This is a genomic window from Labrys wisconsinensis, assembly GCF_030814995.1.
Classification (GTDB): Bacteria; Pseudomonadota; Alphaproteobacteria; order Rhizobiales; family Labraceae; genus Labrys; species Labrys wisconsinensis.
Window position 1 is genome coordinate 17,891 of the sequence record NZ_JAUSVX010000032.1, and the last position, 14,015, is coordinate 31,905.

Sequence of the window (14,015 nt, forward strand, 5' to 3'; positions counted from 1 at the left end):
CACCCCGGGTCCACCCCGAGGGAACCCATAGAGGCCTCCGCCTCAGCAACTCCCCAGCACGTCGAGAGCCACCAGAGCCGGCAGCGGTTCCGGCTCCGGCACTGTCCGGCACAGGTGGTATCCGCGGGCAGCATCGAGCAACTTGAAGCTCCCCCGCAGGAGCGCCTCGTAGTCTGGCCGCGTGATCGCCAGCGCCCACTTCTCCCAGTTCAGATCACACCGGCCGAGGGCGAGCCGGATGGCCGTCTCTCGGACCCGCCACGGCGAACGGCCCCCCGTCTTCGAGGCGGAGTGCATCATGTTCGACAGCCTGAGGTCGTGGTGGTCTTCGATCAGGCGCGTGTCGGCATCCGCTCCGGTGTCCGCGAGCAGGCGATGGAGGGCCAGGTTCTGCTCGAAGACGACGACGTAATGCAGTTCGCCGGGGCTGCCCTTCTTGCGGTCCGCCACGATGGACGGGAAGCCGCCGAATAGAGTGAGAGCCCGGAGCACCAGGAAGCCCTCGGGGTCGATGTAGCGGGGATTGCGGTCGCCGATATGGAACGCGATCTGCGGGTGCGGGCTGAAGCCGTCCCACCGCACCACGGCGCTGCTGATAGAGCCCTGTGGCAGGCAGGCACAAATCCCTGCCGGGTCCGGCTCCGGGTGTTCGTCGGGGACGATCCAATGGAGGAGGGCATCATTGTAGTAGCGGAGGACGATGAGGGCGGCCTCGGGCGTGGTGACAGGGTGAAATCGGGCCATCGGTGGGCGCCTTTCTCCTGGGGTTAACATGAATGTGACGGGCACCCGGCTGCCGTCACTCCGGCTCGAGTTGTGCTTGGCGTCGGCCGATTCGTTTCAGCGGGCGGCTTCGTGGGCCGTCCGATAGGCGTAGAGATCGGCAATCGAGAGGGTGCCATCCCTCACCAAGGCCATGCATGGCTCGCCCGCGGTCGCATAGCCGTGCCCGCGGCAGTACGAGGCCAAGGCAATGAAGTACCACTCACGGTCCGCTTGGCTCATCCCGGAGAACGGTGGGGTCCGCGCGGCGATCCCGGCAGCGGCCAGCCCGAGGAGGAACCCAACGGCCACCGCAAGGGCGATCGGCACGGGCGGCCGGGAGAGGAAGCGGCGACCGACTAGAGCCACCGCGCCATCTCCTCCGTGCCATACCCCCCGGTCAGCTTCAGGTACCCCATGGTCGTCCCCACGCTCCCATGCCTGAGGTACGCCCTGGTCAGTTCCAGGGGCATCCCACGGTCCACATGCAGGTACCGCGCAGCACTCCTCCTGAGGGCCTTCAGGGTCGCCGTGGGGACGTCCTGTGCCCCGATGAACTCCCTGCACTCGGACCAGAGGTTGGCCAGCTTGCGGTACCCGATGGGGAACACGCGGTCCCCCGGGTGAGCCTCGGGGACGGCCTCGCGCCTCCTGACGATGATCAGGCAGGCCTCCTTGCCGAGCGGTAGGGCGGCCTGGGAGTTGGCCGTCTTGGTCCCCGGGGCCGTCATGGCCATCTTCTCGGGGATCAACCTGCCGTCCGGCCCATGGTTGAACGTGATGTCCCGCCAGGTCAGCCTCAGGGTCTCCTCGACCCGCAGGCCGGTGTAGCAGGTCCACTCGATGTAATCGGCGGTGTCCCCATAGTCGGCATCGGGGATGCCACGGAGCCACCCTAGGAGCCTCTCGCGTTCGGTCGGATTGAGCCACCATTTGAGCTGCTGGCGGCCCCTCGGGCGGCACCCTTGGACCGGGACCCCCATGAGATTGAGGATGGCGCAGCGGACCATGATGGTGCCCCTCGCGTACCCCGCACGGGTCCACAGGTCGACCAGCTCCCGGACGACTTCGGGGGTGACCTCGGGGAGGGTCGTCAGGCCCCGACTATGGAGGGCCTCGAGGACCATGTTGCCCTGGGACATGGACCGGTCGAAGGATCTGCGGTGGGCCCAATGGGTCTTGGCGACGCGGGTGAGGAGGCGATCAAGTTCGGTCTTCTCCCGCGCCGGGGTCTCCTCCTCCTGGGGGTCCACCGGCCGGGGCTTGGGGTACCGCTTCGGGGTGTAGGGGAGCGGCGGGCGGCAGCCCCTCACCGAGATGCCCAAGACGCTGAGAGCCGAGAGGCGGCGATGGATGGTCGAGGCCGCAAAGCCCTGCGCCTCCCAATACTCGGTGAGACCCCGGATGTGCTCGCTGGTCACCTCGGCCGGGTCCGTGACCCCGAAGAGGTCCTTCAGGTCTTGGACCGCGGCCCGAGCCTGGGCAATGCCGCCGCCCTTGGCAGTGCCACCCTGGGACCACCGGGCCACGAGGTCATCAAGCCCCTGATCGAGGAGCGCGAGGGGCGCGGTGCCAACACCCCCGGTCTCATCCTCGCGGGGCCGCCGGATCAGCGGGAAGGGCAGCGGGGTCTCCCAGTCGGCGAACTCCGTGTCCGGCTCGTGGTCGGGCACGAGGTCGTCAATGGCGATGCGTAGGCCTTCCATCATGGCTGCTCTCCTCAACCCTTCATCTTCAGGATGGCCCGGACCCCGGGGTCACTGCCGCCCGTTCCGTTCAAGAGCACCAGCTCGAAGCGCTCGCCGCGCTTGGCCGCAGGGGCCTCCGCGGTCCACTTCTTGAACTGGTCCCGCAGCTTGGTCCGCAGGTAGACCGTGGTCACCTTCTCGGGCTTGGCGCCGCGGTCCACGAAGTACTGGGCCGGGACCGGGAAACCGCGGGGCTTGCCATCCTTCTCGATGTCCGCTGCGAGGTCGGACCACCGAGACCGGAAAGGCAAGGCGTTCGGGGTGGTGCGTTGAGTGTCCCCTGAGGGGATGGTCTCGAAGACTATGCCCTCAAAGGGATAGTCGGGTTTGGCAGTAGGCATGTGTGGTTCTCCGGGGAGATGAAGGTTCGACAAGTGCTCCAACGCCCCTTGGCCGCCGGCCAAGACTGGGCAGAGCCTTTTGGTGACTTTCGGGAAGGCATCGCGTCCAACGAATATGTTGAATCGGTCGGACGCGATTGATTCACGGCAGTGATGGTCTGCGGCTATTTCTGCGAGGGAAGCTGCACGCTGGGCAGCCCGACCCCTTCGAGGATGTTGTTGAGGGCCTTGGTCTGGGGGATGGCCCCCTGGGGGTCCCTCTGCTGGGCGGCGTAGGCGGCTCGCACCTTCATCTCGTCCGCATAGAGGGCCTGCCGGACGTTGGGGTCCTGCCGCAGCACCTTCATGGCCTTGTCGTGGTAGGGGTTGATGACGGACCCGAGCATGTAGAGCTTGGTGCCCTTCAACCGAGCGGCCCCGTCCGGGGCATTGTGGTAGGCCGGGGTCTGCATCACCTTCGCCACTAGGTCCTTCAGCGCGGGGGCACCGGGAAGGTGGCCGGACAGCTCCTGAAGGCGGTCATAGGCGTTCCTGCCGTCGACCATGGTGACATCGCGCAGGTCTGCATCCTGGTGGTTCGGCAAGACCCCAGCGATGGACTTGCCATCATCGGTCTCCATGATCAGCCGCTCCATCTCCTGGTCGACGAATCCGGTGGACGTGGAGCGCCATGCCTGCCGGACGTGCACCGGGTCGCCCCAGACGTCCCGGCGTGCGGGAAGGTCCGCTGAGAGGCCGGGCATGGTCGCGAGCACACGGTCCATGATGGACCTCGCGTCCCTCATGGTGTCGTCCACGGCCATCGTGTTGAACTGGCTGTATGCCCATTTGCCCGGCACGAGGTTGGCCGCCATGTTGCCGAGGAGGGCGCTTGTCTTAGCCGGCTGAGGGTCCATCACGGCGTCGAGCCCATTCGAGAGCCCGAGGAGATACGTCTTGTTGGCAATCTGCTTGGCGAGCGCGATGACCAACGCCGTGGCCGCCTTGTCGACCGCGCCACCCTCCGGGTGGTCAATGGCATCCCCGATGTCCGCTATGATCCCTAGAGGAATGGCGATGGGGTCCATTCGGCCGGCGAGCGCATCGTAGGTGACGGACCCATCGTCATTGTGGATGACCCTCGAATAGGGCTGCCACCCGGTGTCCATCAGGTCCCGCTTCGCCTTCCGGTCCGCCGGGCCACCCCCGGTGTAGCCGCCGCCGGCCACGATCGCAGCGCCCGCAAGGGTGTAGGCAAGGGAGAGGCCAAACTGCCCCCGAGCCTGGGCTCGGTTGAAGGCCCGCACGGCCGGCGTATCTCCGACCTTCCCGGCCATCCTCGCCCGGAAGTCGGCCTGAATGGCATTGAGGCCAGGCGTGAGGTTGAGCCCGTACCTGAGGATGTTGTCGACGGTCCGCACGAAGGGGACGATGAGGCGGGCGGTCGGGTGGTTCGCGACGTATCCCTGGACGGTCTTGCCAAGAGTGTTGGGGGCAAGCTCCTGCGAGAAGGTGGCGATCTGTGCCTCCTGCTTCGCGTCCATGTCTGTGGCTCGCCCCATGTCATCGAAGGCGCCGGCCACGCGGTCCTCGACAGTCTGCTTGATGAGGGCGGCCTTTGCGGCCCCCGTGATGCCCTGCTGCTCCGCGAGGGTCCGCGCCTCCATGTAGGCCTTGGCGGACACGAGAGAGCGATAGGTGATCACCTTCATGGTTTCGTCGGCGGCGCCGAGGAGCCGCGAGGGGATGCCATGGTAGGCCTTCCCGACCGTGAGAGCCCCGACGAGGCCGTTATAGATCACGTTCGGAACACTCGTCGGCGGCTTCCAGGAGAACAGCCCCGGAGTGCCTCGGTCGGTGGTCCGGTAAAGCTCTACGCTGTGCGGGGTGATGCGGCTGTTGGCGGCAATGAAGCTGTCGACGCCGGCCTTGAAACCGTCGACAAGGGAGGTCGTCATATAGGCGTACTGGCGGAGGCTCTGCTGCATGATGGGCAACCCGGCCTTGCCCATGAACGCGGCACCCACGATCCGCTCGAAGGGGCGGTGGGCCATCACAAAGCTGTTGGACAGGAAGTTGACGACCTGGGTCCGCCAGCCGCCCACCAGGTTGTTCACGAAGATGAAGCTGGCGAGGTCCGTGAGCTTGGACCAGGTGGACGGCCGCACGATGGTCGGCAGGTTCTTCACGTTGCCCCTCGCGTTTGAGAGGAGCTGCGCCAGCATGTCCCCGTTCACCGCGCGGAGGGCTGCGATGTCGGCTGGGGTCGGCAGGAACTCGCTGCGGTTCCTTCGGACCGCCCGACCGGCGGCGGCCCGGATCGAATTGGCGTGGCCCATGGCCTTGGTGGCCGCCACCAAGTGCTGCTGGACGGTCTCATGGGCCAGGTCGGCATTGCCGCCCCACCGCGCGAAGTCTCCGGCGACGATGGCCTTGGCCGCCACGGTGGCGTCCTGGAACATCCGGTTGGCCGCCAGATAGCCGGCTTCCATCTGGACCACCATCTCCCTGGCGCCGTTGCCGGCTTCTTGGAGCTTGGCCATCATCAGGGCCGGGTCGAGATTAAAGTCCTCCTTCCACTGGGCGAGCCGGGCCTGGACGGTCGCGTCTTTCAGGACATCCCCGCCCTTCGCATTGGCGAGCCATCCGGTGTCATCCAGGGCCCGGGCGGCCTGCCTGACGAAGGCGTCCACGTCATCCGGACTGCCCATCTTGTTGTATGGCACCGAGTTGGGCGAGGAAGCGAACTTGTGCCCGGCCTCCGTCGCCGCCTGCCAATCCATGCCCGCCGCGTGGAGGGCGTCCCAGTCCTTCTGGACCGCCGAGATGATGCCACGGACGGTGGCCTGATCGAACTTGGGGAGGTCCGCGCGAGTGCCCGGGGTCAGCCCCTCGGGGGTGGATGGGACCCCCGCCTCGCCCTGAGGACGTTCTCGTCCAGCAGGTACAGAGGGAGACTCAGGACGACTGCCACCATGCTCAGGTGCAGGGGCCCCGTCCAAAACCCGAGGAGGAACAGGAGCACCAGTGCCAGCATCAGCCGTGGGGACCACTTCGCCAGGCGGTCCATCATGTGCCTTCCCCTCTGCCGCATCGAGAAACTGCTTGGGGGTGACATCGGGCACCTCGGCCCCAAGGTCCGCCTTGACGGAAACTCGAGGCTTGGCCGCAGGTGCCCCAGGAGGAGAAGAGACCGCAGGCCCAATCTCGAAGGCCGGCTCGCTCATGTCCGCCTTGGAAATCAGCGGGAGCATCCCCCAGCGCTGGCCTTTGGCGTCCGCCATCATGCCCCGATCTACGGAAACGATGGGGATGGGCTTGCCCTCGACATAGATGGTGACCTTGCGGCCTGCATCGAGAGCCGCCTGCGCCTCCTGGGAGAGGGCATCCGAGGCCTGCCCGAGGTTGACTGCGCCATCGGGGCCCGTGAAGCGGGCTTTGAGTTCCGCTGCGGTCTCGGGCTTAGGAGGGGGCGGGATGGGGACCCCTTTGGGTTCACCCGCGAAGGCACCCTGGGCCGGCTCAACGGTCACAGGGCCACCCTCGGCCTGCACCTTCGGGGCCGGGACCCCCTGTGCCGTGGGCTGAGCCTGCTGGACTTCCTTGGTGGCCGCTTCGATGGCCGCCCTGTCGCCGGCACCGAGAGCCTTGAAGAGCCGCAGCGAAGCGACAAAGAGGCCAGCGCCGGCATCCATCCCGAGGCTCTCAAGGGTGTTCCTCAGGCGGCCCTCGGCGTCCGTCTCGCCGGGCTGATGGGCCAGGAGGCGGGTCACCCCGTTGTTCAAGAGGGGGTACTGGATGAGGAGGTTGCTCAGGCCTTCGGCATGGGGGTCGAACATGGTGTTGGCCACGGTGGCCGCCTTGACGGCCTCGGCGCCCATGGAGGCCACCTTGGACCCCTCAATGGCATCACCCAGGGCGGTGACCCCACGGCCGACCCAAGGCAGGGCCTTCATGCCCGCCGTGAGCTTCCCCAGGCCCACCATGCCGAAGGCGAACTGCCCAACCGAGCGGGTGAAGCCGGCGATGGGTCCTGCCTCAGCAAGGATGGTCTTGGCCTGGGCCTCCGAGGCCTGCCGAAAGTCGGACTTCTGGTCCTCGGGGGTGGGACCAAAGAGGAAGTCATGGGCCTGGAAGAGATCCTCATCGAATGCCCCGCCGAGGGTCTGGACGATGCCATTGACCCCCGCACCGAACCTCGCGGCATCGCCGAGGAAGCCGCGGTCTCTCCTCCTCCTGGCAGCATCGAGATTCGCCTGGATGGTCTCCTGAGGCATCACGGGGGTCGGGGTGAGCTGGGGACCAATCGGCAGGCCACCCCTCATGTTGGTCCTCTGGATTACAGGGGTCTCGGGTGTCTGCGAGGCTGCCTCTTCGGCCTGCTGTTCCGCTATGGCCTGCTCAAGGATGGCACGTTGGAGAGCCGCATCGACCCCCGCGGTGTCGGGCGGAGAGGCGGAAGGAGTGGTCTGGTCCTGGGTGGACACTGTGGGTGACTTGGGGTCGGGCATGGGGTGGTCCTTGGGTGGATGGGGTGGGGAGGCTTGGGGTGGGTCTGAGGGAGGCCTTGTGGTTCTCGGGGGGGGGGCTTGGGTTGATCCCCGAGTAAGGGTTGACATTCCCCTCAGTGTTGGGGCATATGAGTGGGACATAAGGGTGTACTTGGTCAGTTGATGGTGGGGCTAGGACACGAGTACCCTCCGGTCAGGCATGATGAGATCTCCCAGGGTGCTTGGTGAGAGACATAGGAAAGCGAAGGCTGGCCCGTGAGGGGCACCCCAAAGACTTACAACAGACCAGCTTTAACCTATCTCAGCGGGCCGTCAAGGTGGTCCCCGATGAGATGTGGATGATTGGGTCTTCTCTCCTCTTTCTCTCTCAGTCCGTGCTGGCGGCGTAAGGCCCCTAGAGGCCCCCCTACGCCTTTATGTGGGCCATAACTTCTGGCTGTGATTTCAATGAGATAGGCAGGCGGTGACCCGTAATGGCCTCCGCGGCGTCGCCCATCACCTTGGCTGTAAGGTCGGCCTTGGACCTCGCGACCATCAGTCCGTCGTGCATCGGCAGGGCTGTAACGCCAGCGTCGACTAGGCGGAGCAGTGCGGCCACGAGGATTTGACTCTCGGTGAACATCAGCCCCAGGCCGCCGCCGCTCTCAAAGACATGACGGATCGGCGTGTGGGCTTCGAGTATTTTCGACCTGATCCAGGCCCCGGATGCGTTGGGCCCGAAGTAATCTCTTGCTTCTTTGGGCATGCGAGATAGCGGAGTGGATCGAAAGAACATGGCGTTGACCACCTTCTTCGCGCCTTCGCGGAGCTTTGGCCCCGGCGCAAATCCAAAGACATCCGCATAGAGGTCCCCGGCTGGCGGGGCGAGGCCGGCCTGGACATACGCGAGGCGCAAGAACATCGAGCTGAAGTCCAAATCAGCGATGGACTCCCCGTCAATGCGAATGGCCATGCGGTCCATGCTGGAAAGGCCTTGCCACCAGCCACCGAATAAGCGACCGCAGAGGTCGAACCGCGGTGCGGTCTCGCCTTGGAGAAGCTTGAAGTGCCGCCGGAGTTCACGGTGGGTGAAGACCCCCATCCGAACAGTATCGTCGGCGAGGAGGTCCATTTGCGCCGAGGCGAGGTGGTGGTTGATCCGGTGCATTTCGCCCCGAAAGCGGACGGTCTCCTCCGTGTCGTCGTAGTCGACAAGCTCAGTCTCGCGAGTGTCGGCGACAAAGTCTCGAACTGTGCGGCTCAGTCGAATAACCTCTCCCCCGGAGGCGCGACCAAAGTATTCTGGGCGCAGCCAGGAGGGCTTCCACACGGATGGCGTTTGGACATTGAATAGATCACCCGCCGTGACACGGCTAGCGACACCTCTTTGTGTTGACTTTCGGAGTGTGCAGACCGGAGTGGCGCTTCGCTTCACATCGGACAGCGTCTCAAGGACATGAGTTAGCTGGCCAAAACCCTTCGGGTCATATCGCGGACTGAGCTTCTGCTTGACCGATCGGAGGCTGACGGCGACGGATGCTGGCTCTCTGCCCGAAGCGACCACGAAGGCGAGATTCGTAAGGATGGCACGGATGATCCGCTCGATATTGGTGTTGTCGCGAGCTTTGCGGCGCCTCTGCCGCCTCTCGTTCAAATCAAAGGTGAGCGCCAGGTTCTCGCCAAGCACCTCTATTATCCGGGAGTTGGTTGTAAGCCAGGGGTCGAACACCAGCGGTGACCGTTCAAGATATGCGTCCTCACTTAGCTGCCTCTGATCACTCACGAGTTCGCTCCGCATCTTAGCGACGGCCCCTAGGCCGTTCGGCAGGCCGCAGGTTCGGACCCTTTGACTTCGGGAATGCCGGTGGTGGGCCGGGCGGCCGAGGACCCGCCATCGCGATCTTCAGGGCCACCACGGGCTCCACGTGATACTCGTCCACCCACTCGCACTGCTCCTCGATCATCCGCCCGAGGTACCGCAAGGCCAGCCCGGATGATCGGGGGTAGCGGTGATAGCCGCAGTCCGTGTGGTATCCCGAAGCTAACCGGTGGGCGGCCTTTGCGACCTGGACCCGCCGATACTCGCCAGGCTCCCCGCCGGGCCCGATCGGGTCCTCCGCCACCGCGGCGGCGACCGCGAGGAAAACAGTGAGAAGCTGCTCGGGGGGCACCTCGGCCCGCCGGAGCCGCGCAAGGGCTGCTCGGGCCTTGTCGCGAGGCGGCATGATCAGCACGTCCACCACCCTCTCGACCGGACCCGCTCTTTGCATGAGACTGTCGAGGGCGCTCATGGTCAGCTTGATCCACTTATCCTCAGGGTGCTCCCGCAGATACTTCTCGGCAGCCCGCCTATATGGGCGCAGCTCGGCAGCCCGGTAGGTGTTCTTCCAGTAGCTGCCGTGGCGGTTTTTGAACTGGACGTGATATCGGCAATGGAATTGCGATAGCCCGCGGCCCTCTCCTGCCTGTGGAGGCCTGCCGCAGCCGGGAATGCAGCAGTGCGGCATGGCGGCGCGGCCCTGGGCTTCTGCCTTTGATCGGACCCGGGCAGCGGCCCGCTTGTGCTCGGTGAGGCTCACCATTTGTCCTTCGCCTCAGCCTGCTTACGGAGGAAGTCGGGGTCCTCCTTGGGGCCCCAAGGGTTTTCGTCCGGGTCGCCTGGTGCCGGCTCCGAGATGCCGCGTCGGCTCCGGCTGGCCATAGTCCGAAGGTTTGCGAGGACTACCGCATCCTCGCTGCCCCTTACGGGCACGGCGGCCTCCACCTTGATCTGCTGAGATTCAATAACCTCCCATAAGCTGCGGGCCTCATCCCTGTACGCCTCTGGCTTGCGCTTAAACCCGTCGCGAGCAGCCTCCGCCAGCCGACCGTGCGAGAACAATTCGGCTGAGGCAGACAGGGGCACTAGAAAGCGAATGGTGCTGCCGGCTTGTGTCCTCGCGGCGAAGTCGACGAAGAACAGGAGGTAAGCGAGGTAGAGCGTACAGCCGCCGTCTCGTCGGTACTCGATCAGCCTGCGGTGTCCGAATGCGCCCCCCTCTCGTGCCTGCGATGCGATGAAGACGCTTGGCGAGAAGGCGATGCGCTTTTCGCTCCCGGCGACATACACCGTGATTGCTGCTGGCATGCGAGGCTCCAAGCTGGAACAGGGCGGCACAGCTTCGTGCTCGCTCCTAAACAGTGCGACCGCACTGGCGCTCTTACAATCCCCTAAAATTGCCGAATTGGCATTTAACGGCGAGAAAGTTCGTCAAATCTTGGCAATCAGTGGCCAGTTTTCTTTGCGGAATGACCTATGAGAGGGCTATAAGGACTAAAAATGCTAAATTTGGTGGGCTATAGGCTGTGCTGCGCGTCTAGCCCTCGCCAGTCTCCCAGGCGTCCAGCGCCTTCTCGGCCTTCGCCGGGTCCTCTTTGATCCGTAGAACCGTCTGCCTGCTCAGCCCCGTTGTCCGTGCGATATCGGAGGTGCCCGCCGTCCCTGCCTGTATAAGGGCCCTGACAGCCGCCAGCGTCTCCCGGGTGTACGTCGGCTTGCGACCCAGATATCGCCCCTCCTGCTCCTTCGCGTGCTCGATGCCGGCCCGCTGCGCCTCCCTGGTCGCCTCGGCCTGTGCTTGGGACAGAGCCGCCATGAAGCCGATGAGGGCGTCTCGCACGGCCTGTTGCATCGGGTCCTTCGTCGCCCCGTCGAACACCATGTTGTGGATTACGGTGCGGATTACGACGCCCCGCCGCATGAACTCCCGGATCGCGTCGCAAACGTCCTGATAGTTGCGGCCCAAGCGATCCACCCAGCGAACCACGAGGGTGTCCCCGGCGCGAAGCTTGTCATAGAGCCGCTTCCCCTCGGGCCGCTCGATCAGGCGGGTTGCCACCCCGGAGATTCCGTGATCGGCGATGATCTCATCGATAGCGAACCCGGCCGCCTCCGCCTGGGAACGCTGGTGGTCAATCGTCTGGCCGGCGGTCGAGACGCGGGCGTACAAGATAGTTGCCATGAAGCCGGCGGCTCCCTGTCCGTTAGGGTGAGGCGCCCCATTATAGACAGGTCCTCTCCCCCCGGTAGATCGCTCAGGGGCAGCCCTTGTGGGCGACGTGGGCATGGCGATTGATCCTTTCGGTGTGGTGCCGGTGCTTGACTGAAAGCGCTTCGCCAGCACCCCGGGCCGACCCGCGGGGTGCTGGCCAAAAGCTCTCGATGAGCGGCTCATGTCGCCAAGGCGTCATCCAGCTCCGCGATGGCCGCCGTCTCAGCGCCGCCGGGTGGCCCCTCACTCACCATGACCTCGTCATAGGCGCTCAGGACCAATTCCGCCTCCCGTCCCTCAGGGCAGGCCCCAAGCTCCAACTCCAAGTACCCGGCCTCCTCCCCTTGGAGCAGCGCGGAGAGGACACGGCCGGGGCCGTCATTGCGGGTGATGAGGATGGCTGTGCCGCGGGCAAAGGATTGCACGCTGTAGCGGCCGGACTGGCATATGGTGGTGCACATGAGCGTCAGGCTCCCACCTTGGCGACCACGTCGGGGTGCGTGCGGGCGGCCCGGAGGAACTCTTCGAGCTTCGCCATGTCCTCCCACGAGAGGGCCACAAGGTAAGACCCAAAGTGTATTGTCGTGAGGGTCATGGCGACCCCATCGGGGTAGGCCGCAAATGTCGTGGTGATGAGAGAAACCTCTCTGTCCCGCAAGGTGATGCTGCTATCGGCTATGTAACCCGCGATCATGGCTTGTAGTCCCCTCTAATCGAGCGCCCATTGCGCTCCCCCACAGGCCTCACCCGGAGCGGTGACCGGGTGTGACCATGAGGGAGGGCAGGGGCTAGGAGGCGAACGGTGCTAGCTGTCGAGGCCCTTGTCCTGTGAGAGACCAATGGGCCTCCCGGAGGCTCCGATAGCTGCCAACGCGGGAAGGCCTGGGGTAGCGCTCGTCGTGCTCGAAGGCGACCCACAGCCGGCCCTCGCGCTCGACAGTGAAGACGGACCACCTATAGGAGCCTGCGGAGCCCTCAATGTTTGGCTGAAAGAGGCCGAAGGACTTCGCCATCACTGCGCCCTCCGCAAGACCGGCGCCGCGATGACCGTGAGTGCCAGCCTGTAGAGCTTGGCTAGCTCCGACTTGCCGCCATCCCAGTACCACCTATGGTCCCTCCGGACGGCACTGCGGCACAGGCGGATGTACCTGAGGCAGTCCCTGCGGTGGGCCTCGGACTGGACGCAGAAGCCCTCGGAGAAGCCGTAGAGGCAGGCGCCAGGGTCACCGGGGCGGACATAGGAGGCCCATGAGGCGGCATAGCGCCATGCCTCATGGGGCGTGAAGGTGGTGGAGGAGAGGCGGGACATCACTTGGCCTCCCCATCAGCCACCACGGCATCCGTGGGGACGAACGCATAGCGGTATTTCGGATCGTGGGTGTTGCCCGTGAGATCCATGAGGAGCTTAGTGTTGCTCACGGCCCAGAGGTCGCCTTCGGTGCCGATGCCGCTGGCGCCCTTGACGAGATGAACCAGGGTGCCCTTGGGCAGGACCGCCTGAGACCCCCAGAGGTTCATTGGGAGGTCGCGATTGGTGCGGTGTGCGGCCATCAGCGTGCCTCCCCCTTGTTCGCTTGCGCGTCTGCCTGCGAAGAGGGAGCCGTGCCAGAGACCTTGATGGTGGTCAGCGTGGGGTCCGGGCGGATGTCTTGGGATGGCATGGCGCCGACCAAGAGGGCGACGTGAGCCGCGAGGATGAGCAGGGAGGTGACCATGGTGTCAGGCCCTCCCCAAGCCGGTGCGGAAGGCCGAACGCCACGCCTCAACAGCCGAGATGTAGGCATCGCGGAGGGCGTTTAGCTCGGGCGGGAGCATCTTGGGCAGATAGCGATAGGTGCCGGCTTGGCGGCCATAGGCGGCCGTGAGGGCGGCCTGAAAGCGATCATCGGCCGACTGCATGGCGCAGTAGAGGTCGTACAGGGAGGACATGGTGTCAGTCCTCCCGCACGTAGGTGGTCCAGGCGTCATGCGCCCGGCCGACCAGGAGGATGGCCGCCATGATCACGGCGAGGGCCGTGAGGAAGAGCGCGATGGTGAGGCAGGCTTCGGCTGGGGTCATGGCTCAGTACCCCAAGAATTCGCGGGCCGCCCGGTAGTCGAGGACCGTCACGGTCTCCTCAAACCACCCATCGGCATCGGTATGGCACCAGACCCTGAGGACCACCCCATGGTCATTGGTGCCGACGTAGTTGTCCCGGTGCAGGGCACACCATGCTGCAAGGCGGGCTAGCTGGTAGGGCGTGAGGTAGGTCATGGGGAGGTTCTCGGCACGGCGCCCGTGCATCGCTCCGGGCTTTGGAGCGGACGGGCCGGGTTGCACCGGGCGGGATCGCCAAGTGTCCACAAGGGTGGTGTCCGAAATGTGATGTGTCCGTATGTACGATGTCAACCCTAACGGACAGGCGGAGCGATCACATTATGGTGACCGATGTGGTATACCCTATCGGACAATGGTGCCGGGTATGGTGTCCACGGCGAGGCGCTCCGATTCGGCGAGCCATCGCTTCAGCCCGCACATCGCGTGTTACAGGGCGGTGCAGTAGCGCCGGGGCCTACCGATTGGCGCGAGGCCCGGCGGCCAGGGCGCCCCCCATGCCTTCCGCACTGGCGAGACAGGCCGGCAGGGGCCACGGGGGGAAGTGCCCCGCCGTTGCCATGTGATGG

Annotated in this window: 17 protein-coding genes; all 17 read right to left on the reverse strand. The window is 65.3% G+C overall.

Annotated elements, in window-relative coordinates; genetic code table 11:
- Positions 1-42: 42 nt before the first annotated feature.
- Positions 43-744, reverse strand: coding sequence for a hypothetical protein (locus QO011_RS41205; protein WP_307286198.1), 702 nt, complete (start codon positions 742-744; stop codon positions 43-45).
- A 96-nt stretch (positions 745-840) separates the two neighbouring features.
- Entirely contained in the window at positions 841-1,131 is a 291-nt protein-coding gene (locus QO011_RS41210; protein WP_307286201.1) for a hypothetical protein, read from the reverse strand.
- Positions 1,122-2,471 carry a tyrosine-type recombinase/integrase gene (locus QO011_RS41215; RefSeq protein WP_307286203.1) on the reverse strand — a complete coding sequence of 450 codons (1,350 nt, stop codon included), beginning with the start codon at positions 2,469-2,471 and terminating at the stop codon, positions 1,122-1,124. Before QO011_RS41215 ends, QO011_RS41210 begins: the two co-directional genes overlap by 10 nt.
- Positions 2,472-2,482: 11 nt before the next feature.
- Positions 2,483-2,851, reverse strand: coding sequence for a hypothetical protein (locus QO011_RS41220; protein WP_307286205.1), 369 nt, complete (start codon positions 2,849-2,851; stop codon positions 2,483-2,485).
- A gap of 164 nt (positions 2,852-3,015) precedes the next feature.
- A complete protein-coding gene (locus tag QO011_RS41225) occupies positions 3,016-7,341 on the reverse strand; it encodes a hypothetical protein (protein ID WP_307286209.1) in 4,326 nt (1,441 codons plus the stop codon).
- A gap of 406 nt (positions 7,342-7,747) precedes the next feature.
- A complete protein-coding gene (locus QO011_RS41230; RefSeq protein ID WP_307286214.1) occupies positions 7,748-9,103 on the reverse strand; it encodes a hypothetical protein in 1,356 nt (451 codons plus the stop codon).
- Positions 9,104-9,119: 16 nt separating this feature from the next.
- The gene (locus QO011_RS41235; RefSeq protein ID WP_307286217.1) at positions 9,120-9,902 is read right to left on the reverse strand and encodes a hypothetical protein; all 783 of its coding nucleotides are present in this window, start codon (positions 9,900-9,902) and stop codon (positions 9,120-9,122) included.
- On the reverse strand, positions 9,896-10,447 hold the full coding sequence (locus QO011_RS41240; protein WP_307286220.1) for a hypothetical protein: 552 nt from the start codon (positions 10,445-10,447) through the stop codon (positions 9,896-9,898). Before QO011_RS41240 ends, QO011_RS41235 begins: the two co-directional genes overlap by 7 nt.
- A 229-nt stretch (positions 10,448-10,676) precedes the next feature.
- Complete coding sequence (locus tag QO011_RS41245; protein WP_307286222.1) at positions 10,677-11,321, reverse strand: recombinase family protein; 645 nt, start codon at positions 11,319-11,321, stop codon at positions 10,677-10,679.
- 209 nt (positions 11,322-11,530) lie between these two features.
- Complete coding sequence (locus QO011_RS41250) at positions 11,531-11,812, reverse strand: hypothetical protein (RefSeq protein ID WP_307286225.1); 282 nt, start codon at positions 11,810-11,812, stop codon at positions 11,531-11,533.
- 5 nt (positions 11,813-11,817) lie between these two features.
- The gene (locus tag QO011_RS41255; RefSeq protein WP_307286228.1) at positions 11,818-12,045 is read right to left on the reverse strand and encodes a hypothetical protein; all 228 of its coding nucleotides are present in this window, start codon (positions 12,043-12,045) and stop codon (positions 11,818-11,820) included.
- 318 nt (positions 12,046-12,363) lie between these two features.
- On the reverse strand, positions 12,364-12,660 hold the full coding sequence (locus QO011_RS41260; protein WP_307286229.1) for a hypothetical protein: 297 nt from the start codon (positions 12,658-12,660) through the stop codon (positions 12,364-12,366).
- A complete protein-coding gene (locus QO011_RS41265) occupies positions 12,660-12,902 on the reverse strand; it encodes a hypothetical protein (protein ID WP_307286231.1) in 243 nt (80 codons plus the stop codon). Before QO011_RS41265 ends, QO011_RS41260 begins: the two co-directional genes overlap by 1 nt.
- On the reverse strand, positions 12,902-13,066 hold the full coding sequence (locus tag QO011_RS41270; protein ID WP_307286234.1) for a hypothetical protein: 165 nt from the start codon (positions 13,064-13,066) through the stop codon (positions 12,902-12,904). The genes QO011_RS41265 and QO011_RS41270 overlap by 1 nt, the downstream gene beginning before the upstream one ends.
- Before the next feature lie 4 nt (positions 13,067-13,070).
- Positions 13,071-13,280: a hypothetical protein gene (locus tag QO011_RS41275; RefSeq protein WP_307286236.1), complete on the reverse strand. Its 210-nt coding sequence runs from the start codon at positions 13,278-13,280 to the stop codon at positions 13,071-13,073.
- A 4-nt stretch (positions 13,281-13,284) separates the two neighbouring features.
- Positions 13,285-13,410, reverse strand: a complete 126-nt coding sequence (locus tag QO011_RS41280; RefSeq protein ID WP_307286237.1) for a hypothetical protein — start codon at positions 13,408-13,410, stop codon at positions 13,285-13,287.
- Between the two features lie 3 nt (positions 13,411-13,413).
- Positions 13,414-13,605 (reverse strand): hypothetical protein, encoded by a 192-nt coding sequence (locus tag QO011_RS41285; protein ID WP_307286238.1) that lies wholly within the window; start codon positions 13,603-13,605, stop codon positions 13,414-13,416.
- Positions 13,606-14,015: the final 410 nt, after the last annotated feature.